Here is an 8306-nt window from a genome sequence, read left to right on the forward strand (position 1 = left end):
CCGCCAGCAGATCCCCGAACCCCTCGACCCGCTTCAGCATCGACTGGCGCAGCTTCAGCAGCGCGCGGTGTTCGAGCTGGCGCACGCGCTCCTTGCTCACCCCCAACTCGCGGCCCAGCTGCTCCAGGGTGGCGCCCTCCTCGCGCAGGCGGCGCTCCTGGATGATCGTGCGTTCGCGCGGGCTGAGTTCGCCCAGCGCCTCGGCCAGCCATTGCGAGCGGGTGCGGCTGTCGCGCATGCCGATCACCACCTCCTCCGGCGAAGGGCGCTGGTCGGCCAGGAAGTCCTGCCAGTCGTCGTCGGAGCCGTCGGCCACCGGGGAGTTCAGCGACTGGTCGGAGGCGGACAGGCGCATCTCCATCGCCTCCACCTCGGTCACGTCGACCTGGAGTTCGCCGGCGATCCACTCCCGCCCTTCCTTGGTCAGGCTGTTGCCGGAGCCGGTGCCGCCCTGGCTGAGGCTCTCGATGCGGGCGCGCAGGCGGCGCAGGTTGAAGAACAGCGACTTCTGCGCGGCGGTGGTGCCGGTGCGGACGATGGACCAGTTGCGCAGGATGTAGTCCTGCATGGCCGAGCGGATCCACCAGGCCGCGTAGGTGGAAAAGCGCACCTCGCGGTCCGGCTCGAACCGGCTGGCCGCCTGCATCAGCCCGACATTGCCCTCCTGAACGAGATCGCCCATGGGCAGGCCGTAATTGCGGAAGCGCGCGGCGGTCGCCACCACCAGCCGGGTGTAGGCGCGGACCAGCTCGTGAAGGGCCCGCTCGTCGCCGCCCTCGCGCCATTTGCGGGCGAGATCGAATTCATGGTCCCGCGTCAGCAGAGGCTCGCGCATGGACGCCTTGATGAAACTCAGGTTCGCGCGCTGAGTCTCGGGATCGTCGATGTAGGCCATACGTCCCTTCCTTCCCGTCTGGGCGGCCGCGTTTCAGGCTGCTCGTGCCCTGTGCTGCGGAGTCCGAAGGGACAGGCCCCCTCAGGTCCAATGATCCGTCGGTTCGTCACGGCCGGTTCGCCGTGGGGTGCCGACGGTTGGGACAACAGCCGTTCCCCTCGCCCTGTTGCACGTCATACGCAGCACAAGACGTTTCGGATCATCCGCACCGGAAGGGATTCGGTGGCGGAGGCCGAGGGGATGGGTAAGACGGTTAGGAAAAAGGGAGATGGGTCAGACCTGGAACAGGTCCAGGATCTCACCCGAAGGCGACAGGCATCCACAAACGAGGTGCCCACCCAACCCGCAATTGCCGTCCAGGGTCGCCACGCGGTCGGTCACGGCCACGCCCTTGCGGGCCGGGTCGTAGCCCCGCACGACGCGGGCGAAACCGCCGTAAGGCTCTGACATCTGGGCGAATCCGGGCGCCCCCCACCAGAAGGCGTCGCCCTGGTGGTTGAGCGGGCGGCGGGTGTCGACGCCGGCGCTGACCAGCAGCACGCCGCCCTGCCCCTGTTCCGGTCCGGTGCAGTAGGCGGCGCGGCGCAGGGTGTTGAACACATTTTCGTGACCGGGCTGCGCGTGCATCGCCTGACGCAGCCCCTGGGTCCAGCGGCCGAGCGTCATGGTGCCGCCGCGGGCCGCCGCCATGCCCTGCTCCACCGTGCCGCCATAGGCGGCCAAGGTGGCCCCCGCGCCGTGGCGGGTCATCCAGTCGAGCACCTGCTGCGGGTCGGGCGCGAACTGGAGCTGAAGCAGCTTGTGCCACATCTCCTCCTGCGCGCCGCGCAGATAGACGATGTCGCCGGCCTCCATGCCCCGCCAGCTCAGCAGCCAGGTGCGGAAGGCCAGCAGCGCGTCCACCGTCTCCAGCACCCGTTCGCCCCAGCCGACCATGTTGCCGAGATAGACGAGCCGGTCGCCGGGCAGGAAGCGCGCCGCGATCACTTCGTGCACGGCGTGGAGATGGTCCGTCTGCGCGTGGACCGAGCCGACGGCCCAGATGCGCCGCGGGTTTCGGAGATCGATGAATTTCTGCGCTTCAGACATGCCGGAGACGCTCACCCCATCCAGCGGTCACGGACCGGCCCAGAACAGGCCGGGGGCGGGAGTGTAGGCGCCGCACGGACCCGGCGAAAGACGAAAACTTAAGACAAAGGCGCGGCCAAAGCGCCGCGCCTTCATCGTCAACATCACATTTTCGAACCGGTTCCCGCCCCCGAAGCCGGGGAGCGGATCCGCACCGGATCAGGCGGCCTTCTTGAGGACCAGTTCCAGCCGCTCGGTGGCCTTGGTCTCGTCGATCTTCTCGACGGCGGCCAGCTCGCGGGCCAGACGCTCCAGGGCGGCCTGATAAATCTGGCGCTCGCTGTAGGACTGGTCGGACTGGTCGGCGCCGCGGTACAGGTCGCGCACGACCTCCGCGATGGCCACCGGGTCGCCCGAGTTGATTTTGGCCTCGTACTCCTGGGCGCGGCGGCTCCACATCGTGCGGCGGACGCGCGAACGGCCCTGCAGCGTCTCCAGGGCGACCTTGATGCGGTCCTTCGTGCTGAGGCGGCGCAGGCCGGCGGCCTTGGCCTTGCCGACCGGAACCTTGAGCGTCATGCGCTCTTTTTCGAACGTGATCGCGTAGAGCTGAACATCCATGCCAGCGATGCTGTGGGTCTCGATTCCCTCGACCCGACCGACGCCATGGGCCGGGTAGACGACGAAGTCACCGGCCTCGAAGTCAAGCTTGTTCGACATTTGGGTTGGCTCTCACTTCTCGCGATCGCGCCATTTTGCCGCCCCGGTGGAGGGGGCGAAAAAGGCCCGGTGACAACGACACACCGTGGGGATGGGGTCCTCCACGCCGCGCACTGTTGCACTGAGCCCTTGGTCGATGGGAAATCCGGCAATGACGCTGAGGCCGGCTCCGGGCGCGTATTATAGCGATGTTACGGCCGGGTTACAAAGGCTACGCGCGGGCAGCCGTCCGGATTCTGACGTTGCCCGCCGATGGCCGACCTGTCGTTTTTGCATGGCGGCAAAAGAATGCCATGCGCCGCAATAGTCCCGACTCCGCTTAGCCGCCGGCCTTCGGAGAGAAGAACTTGTCGAACTTGCCGTCCACGCCCTTCATGGCGTCGGCGTCGGGCAGCGCGTCCTTCTTGCGGGTCAGGTTGGGCCACTGCGCCGCGTAGTCGCGGTTCAGCTCCATCCACTTCTCCGCACGGCCGTCGGTGTCCGGCACGATGGCCTCGGCCGGGCATTCCGGCTCGCACACGCCGCAGTCGATGCACTCATCCGGATGGATGACCAGCATGTTCTCGCCCTCGTAGAAACAGTCCACGGGGCAGACCTCGACGCAATCGGTGTACTTGCACTTGATGCAGTCTTCCGTCACGACGTAGGGCATGATTCGTTCTCCGCTGTTCTCGCCAGTTCCGGCGGTGTTCACGCGCCGGGGTTCGAGTCGCTTCGATGGACGCTTCGACTGACGTGCTCGCGCGTGGGCACGGCCGGGAGCATGAATGGACCATGGCCCGACCGCGGCGCTTGCCTAGCACGCCGCCCGAGACGGGATCAACCCCGCCGGTTGTGTGGGCGCAAGCGACGCAGCCCCACCCTCCGAATTCCCCTCCGCGACCGCCTCCAGGAAGGTGCGCAGCGCCACCGTTTCCATGGAATCCGCACGCCGGACGAAACGGGTGGGCATGCGGGCCAGTTCCGGCGGCAGCGGGCGGGCGGTGAAGAGGCCGCGCCAGGGCTCCCGCTCCACCACGACGCGGGGCAGGACGGTGACGCCCATGCCGGCGCCGACGCAGCCCAGGATGGCCTCCAGCGCCCCGAACTCCATCACCCGGTAGGGAACCCGCCCGGCCTCGCGCATCGCCGTCTCGGCCCGCGCGCGGTAGGCGCAGCCGCGCCGGAAGGCCAGCAGGGTGTTCCGCCCGGACTCGCTGGTGATGCCGCTGGCCGGTTCGACCAGCACCAGTTCCTCCTCGAAGACGGGCTGGCTGACCAGTTCGGGATGCTCCACCGCTCCGGAGACGAAGGCGCCGTCGATGCGCCCGGCCAGCACCTCCCCCAGCATGGTTTCGGTGGGGCCGGGAACGATGGTCAGGTCGACGTCGGGATTCTCCGCGTGGAAGCGGGCGAGGATCGGCGGCAGCCGCACGGCGGCGGTCGTCTCCATCGTGCCGACGGACAGTCGCCCGCCCCGCCCCGCCGCGTCGGCCACCGCGTCGCGCGCCTGGGCGACGAGGCGCAGCACCCGGTCGGCGGAGTCGGCCAGCACCCGCCCCGCCGGCGTCGGGGCCATGCCGCGGCTGAGCCGCAGGAACAGCGGCACGCCGAGATCCTCCTCCAGCCGCTTCAGCCGCGCCGTCACGTTGGACTGGACGCAGTTCAGCGTCTCCGCCGCCCGGCTGACGCTGCCGGCGTCCGCCACCGCCTTCACCACACGCAGGCCCGCAAGGTCCATCGCAGCCTCCCCGATCCGGACGTCTCCCATCACTCACAGTGAAGCATAGCATCGAAACAAATCATTAGAAATGAGGTCTCCGTCGCGCGAAGATGGGAGCACACAGAATCGCGAGCCTACGGGAGGAAGCCATGGTCCGGGTGCTGATCGGCGGCGTGCTGGCGCTGGCCATCGCCATGGGGGTGGGGCGTTTCGCCTTCACGCCGATCCTGCCGGCGATGCAGGCGGCCACCGGTCTGGGCACCGACGCCGCCGGGCTGCTCGCCTCGCTCAACTATCTCGGCTATTTCCTGGGGGCGCTGGGGGCCGGGCTGGTGCCCCACGGCGCGGTGCGCACCGCCGTCTTCCGCACCGCGTTGATCGCCAGCGTCACCTCGACCGCCGGCATGGGCTTCACCGAGGACATGGCGGCCTGGGCGGTGCTGCGCTTCGTCTCCGGGCTGGCCAGCGCCGGCATGTTCATCCTGGGCATCGCCATGACGCTGGACGCATTGGCCCGCGCCGGGCGGGAGTCCTGGACCGGCTGGCTCTACACCGGCGTCGGGATCGGCATCGCGTCGAGCGGCCTGTTCGTCGCCCTGATGGGGGACCGGCTGGGCTGGCGCGGCGACTGGCTGTGGCTGGGGCTGGCCTGCCTGGGCTTCGGCACCCTGTCCTGGCTGTGGGTGACCGACCCGCCGAGGGAGGCCCATCACACCGCCGCCGCCGGGACGGCGGGGGGTGGCAGCCCCCTGCCCTCCGCCCCGCTGGTCCTGCTGACGCTGGCCTATTTCCTGGAGGGGGCGGGTTACATCGTGACCGGCACCTTCCTGGTCGCCATCCTGAAGACCATGCCGGAGACGGCGCAGCTGGGTGCCGCGGCCTGGATGGTCACCGGGCTGGCGGCCATGCCGTCCGGCATCGTCTGGGCGGCGGCGGGACGGAAGCTCGGCCTCTGGCGGGCGCTGATCCTCGCCCATGTCGTGCAGGCCGTGGGCATCCTGCTGCCCATCACCGGGTCGCCCGCCGCCGCGGTGGTGTCGGCGGCGCTGTTCGGCGGGACCTTCATCGGGATCGTCACCCTGTCCTTCACGCTGGGCCGGCAGTTGTCGGGCGGAGCGTCGGCCCGCGTCATCGGCGCGCTGACCGCCGTCTACGGGCTGGGACAGATCGTCGGGCCGGTGCCGGCGGGGCTGGTGGTGGCGCGCACCGGCAGCTTCGATTCCGCCCTGGTGGGCGCCGCCGCGGTGGTGCTGGCCAGCGCGGCGCTGCTCGCCGCCGGGGCCTGGATGGCCGGACGCCCCGGCCCCGCCACGGTTGCCCTGGACGCCCGGCGGGGGTAGCCTGCCCAGCATGTTCGACCCGCTTCACCCCGAGGAGTCCCGCCGCCACGCCCCCGCGACGGAGCGCAACCGCGCCCCGATCCTGAAGGTGCTGCGCCGCGTCCTGCCGCCGCAAGGCCTGGTGCTGGAGGTGGCGAGCGGCACCGGCCAGCACGCCGTCGCCTTCGCCGAGGCGTTGCCCGGCGTGACGTGGCAGCCGAGCGACCCCGACCCGGACTTGCGCGACAGCGTCCGTTCCTGGGCCGCCGCGGCGGCGCTGCCCAACCTGCGCGACCCGCTTGACCTCGACGCCGCCGCTCCCGACTGGCCGGTCCGCAGCGCCGATGCGGTGGTCTGCATCAACATGATCCACATCGCCCCGTGGGAGGCGGCGCTCGGCCTGTTCGCCGGGGCGGAGCGGCTGTTGCCCGCCGGCGCGCCGTTGCTGCTCTACGGCCCCTTCACGCGCGGCGGGCGGCACAGCGCGCCCAGCAACGCCGCCTTCGACGCCGACCTGAAGGCCCGCAACCCCGCCTGGGGCGTGCGCGACCTCGACGCGGTGGAGCGTGCCTCCACAGGCTTCGCCCTGGCCGAGCTGGTGGAGATGCCCGCCAACAACCTGACCGTCGTCCTGCGCCGCCACTAGGCTCCCCCCGATCCCCAATCCGGACCACCTCGTCCGAGGTGCGGTCTTCTGCCGCAGTTTCGCACCCGCGAGATTTGCTATTGTTTCCCTGCAGCGCTTGAGTTTGTAAACAAATTACAAATTGGGGGAAATGATGAAGCGGAAGCTGGTTCCGGACGTGGTGAAGTCGCAGGAACTCATCCTGGTGACGGAGGACACCTCCGTCCTGACCGTGTCGAAGCTGATGGCGGAGAAGAACATCGGCGCCGTTCTCGTGGTGAACCACGGCGACCTCGTCGGCATCGTCACCGAGCGCGACCTGAACAACAAGGTGCTCTCCACCCAGATCGACGCCTTCGAGACCGAGGTGTCGGCGATCATGACCCGCAACCCGGACACCCTGCCGCCGGACGCGGACGCCATCGAGGCGCTGACCCTGATGCAGTCCAAGCACTACCGCCACCTGCCGATCACCCGGGGCAAGCGCGCGGTCGGCATCGTCTCCATCCGCGACCTGTTCAAGCTCGCCTACGAGCATCTGGTGGAGGAGGTGGAGTTCCGCGACGGTCTGATGCGGACCTGACCCCAAACGGCGAACGGGCCGCCCCCGGTGCAGGGGCGGCCCGTCGAGTTCGTCTTCAGAAAGGCCGGGGCGTCAGTGCGCTTCGGCCTTCTTCCGTTTGCGGCGGGCGGCGGCCATCAGGTTCAGCGCCTCGACCAGCGTCGAGAAGGCGATGGCGAAGTACAGGTAGCCCTTCGGGATGTGGAAGCCGAAGCCGTCGGCGATCAGCGCCACGCCGACCAGCAGCAGGAAGGACAGGGCCAGCATCTTCACGGTGACGTGGCGGTTCACGAAGTCGCCCACCGGGCGGGCGGCGAACAGCATCACCGCCATGGCGATGACGACGGCGGTGACCATCACCGGCAGGTCGTTGGACATGCCGACCGCGGTGATCACGCTGTCCAGCGAGAAGACGATGTCCAGCACGATGATCTGCCCGACCACCGCGCCGAAGCTGGCGAGCTTGGGGGCGGCGCTGTCCTCCTCGTGGCCTTCCACGGTGTTGTGGATCTCGATGGTGCCCTTGGCCAGCAGGAACAGGCCGCCGCCGAGCAGGATCAGGTCGCGGCCCGAGAAGCCCATGCCGAGCACGGTGATCAGCGGTTCCGTCAGAGTCGCCACCCAGGAGATGGAGGCGAGCAGCGCAAGCCGCATGACCAAGGCCAGCGCCAGACCGAGCTGCCGGGCCTTCTGCTGCTGGTGGACCGGCAGCTTGGCCGCCATGATCGAAATGAAGATGATGTTGTCGATGCCGAGCACGATCTCCAGCGCGGTGAGCGTCAGGAGGCTGGCCCAGACCTGCGGGTCGGAGAACAGTTCGAGCATGAGGGCGGCGGGCTCCGAAAAAGTCGGCCGTTGCGGGATTATTGTGCGCAGATGAGGGTGCGGCGCCCGAATGACAATGGCCCCGCCCGCGCTTCGCCGCCGCTTTCCCCGGCTGTTCCGGCTTACTCCTCTCCGTACAGCTGGTCGAGCGCCCGGCGGTCGCGCTTGGTCGGGCGCCCGGCGCCGGGCTCCCGCGGGGCCGGCGGCGCGCGGTAGGGGTCCTGGATCGCCTCCTCCCGCACCGGCGGGGCGAGGTCCTCGTAGAGGGCCTGCGCCTCCGGCGCCGGGCCGCGCCGGCTGCCGAGCGCGACCACCTTGATGACGCGGATGTGCCGCCCCTGGGCGAAGGTCAGCACGTCGCCGGGCTTCACCGCGTAATGCGCCTTGCCGACCACCGTGCCGGACACCCGAACGCCGCCGCCGTTGCACAGCTTCGCCGCGAGGCTGCGCGTCTTGAAGAAGCGCGCGAACCACAGCCACTTGTCGATCCGCAAACGGCCCGCCGGGGTGGGGTCGGAGCCGGAGTCGGGGAGGTCGTCATCGTCGTCGAGGTCGGTCATGCGGGGCCCCCACCCTTCCCACGGCTGACG

The 8306-nt window shown here is 69.6% G+C and carries 10 protein-coding genes; 3 read left to right on the forward strand and 7 right to left on the reverse strand.

The annotated features are described in order from the left end of the window. From GBZ26_RS23960 to GBZ26_RS23980, 5 genes are all read right to left on the reverse strand, one after another. Window positions 1–895: RNA polymerase factor sigma-32 (locus GBZ26_RS23960; RefSeq protein WP_174441003.1), on the reverse strand; the 895-nt coding region annotated here is incomplete at its 3' end. 273 nt (window positions 896–1168) lie between these two features. Beyond that, window positions 1169–1984 (reverse strand): hypothetical protein, encoded by an 816-nt coding sequence (locus GBZ26_RS23965; protein WP_174441004.1) that lies wholly within the window; start codon window positions 1982–1984, stop codon window positions 1169–1171. Between the two features lie 198 nt (window positions 1985–2182). Continuing rightward, on the reverse strand, window positions 2183–2683 hold the full coding sequence (locus GBZ26_RS23970; RefSeq protein WP_014238739.1) for a CarD family transcriptional regulator: 501 nt from the start codon (window positions 2681–2683) through the stop codon (window positions 2183–2185). A 319-nt stretch (window positions 2684–3002) separates the two neighbouring features. Continuing rightward, on the reverse strand, window positions 3003–3335 hold the full coding sequence (gene fdxA / locus GBZ26_RS23975) for a ferredoxin FdxA (protein ID WP_014238741.1): 333 nt from the start codon (window positions 3333–3335) through the stop codon (window positions 3003–3005). 144 nt (window positions 3336–3479) lie between these two features. Continuing rightward, window positions 3480–4403, reverse strand: a complete 924-nt coding sequence (locus GBZ26_RS23980) for a LysR family transcriptional regulator (protein ID WP_174441005.1) — start codon at window positions 4401–4403, stop codon at window positions 3480–3482. A 131-nt stretch (window positions 4404–4534) separates the two neighbouring features. Between GBZ26_RS23980 and GBZ26_RS23985 the strand changes: the two genes are divergently transcribed. The 3 genes from GBZ26_RS23985 to GBZ26_RS23995 all read left to right on the forward strand — a co-directional run bounded on the left by GBZ26_RS23985 (window position 4535) and on the right by GBZ26_RS23995 (window position 6912). Beyond that, complete coding sequence (locus tag GBZ26_RS23985; RefSeq protein ID WP_174441006.1) at window positions 4535–5725, forward strand: YbfB/YjiJ family MFS transporter; 1191 nt, start codon at window positions 4535–4537, stop codon at window positions 5723–5725. A 10-nt stretch (window positions 5726–5735) separates the two neighbouring features. Then, window positions 5736–6350 (forward strand): DUF938 domain-containing protein, encoded by a 615-nt coding sequence (locus tag GBZ26_RS23990; RefSeq protein ID WP_174441007.1) that lies wholly within the window; start codon window positions 5736–5738, stop codon window positions 6348–6350. A 133-nt stretch (window positions 6351–6483) separates the two neighbouring features. Next, window positions 6484–6912: a CBS domain-containing protein gene (locus tag GBZ26_RS23995; RefSeq protein ID WP_174441009.1), complete on the forward strand. Its 429-nt coding sequence runs from the start codon at window positions 6484–6486 to the stop codon at window positions 6910–6912. A 72-nt stretch (window positions 6913–6984) separates the two neighbouring features. Here the strand turns inward: GBZ26_RS23995 and GBZ26_RS24000 are convergent, their stop codons facing one another. Together GBZ26_RS24000 and GBZ26_RS24005 are read right to left on the reverse strand one after the other, a co-directional pair. Continuing rightward, window positions 6985–7716 carry a TerC family protein gene (locus GBZ26_RS24000; RefSeq protein WP_174441008.1) on the reverse strand — a complete coding sequence of 244 codons (732 nt, stop codon included), beginning with the start codon at window positions 7714–7716 and terminating at the stop codon, window positions 6985–6987. A gap of 122 nt (window positions 7717–7838) precedes the next feature. Further along, the gene (locus tag GBZ26_RS24005; RefSeq protein WP_014238746.1) at window positions 7839–8276 is read right to left on the reverse strand and encodes an RNA-binding S4 domain-containing protein; all 438 of its coding nucleotides are present in this window, start codon (window positions 8274–8276) and stop codon (window positions 7839–7841) included. Window positions 8277–8306: the final 30 nt, after the last annotated feature.

The organism is Azospirillum formosense (assembly GCF_013340925.1).
GTDB lineage: Bacteria > Pseudomonadota > Alphaproteobacteria > Azospirillales > Azospirillaceae > Azospirillum > Azospirillum formosense.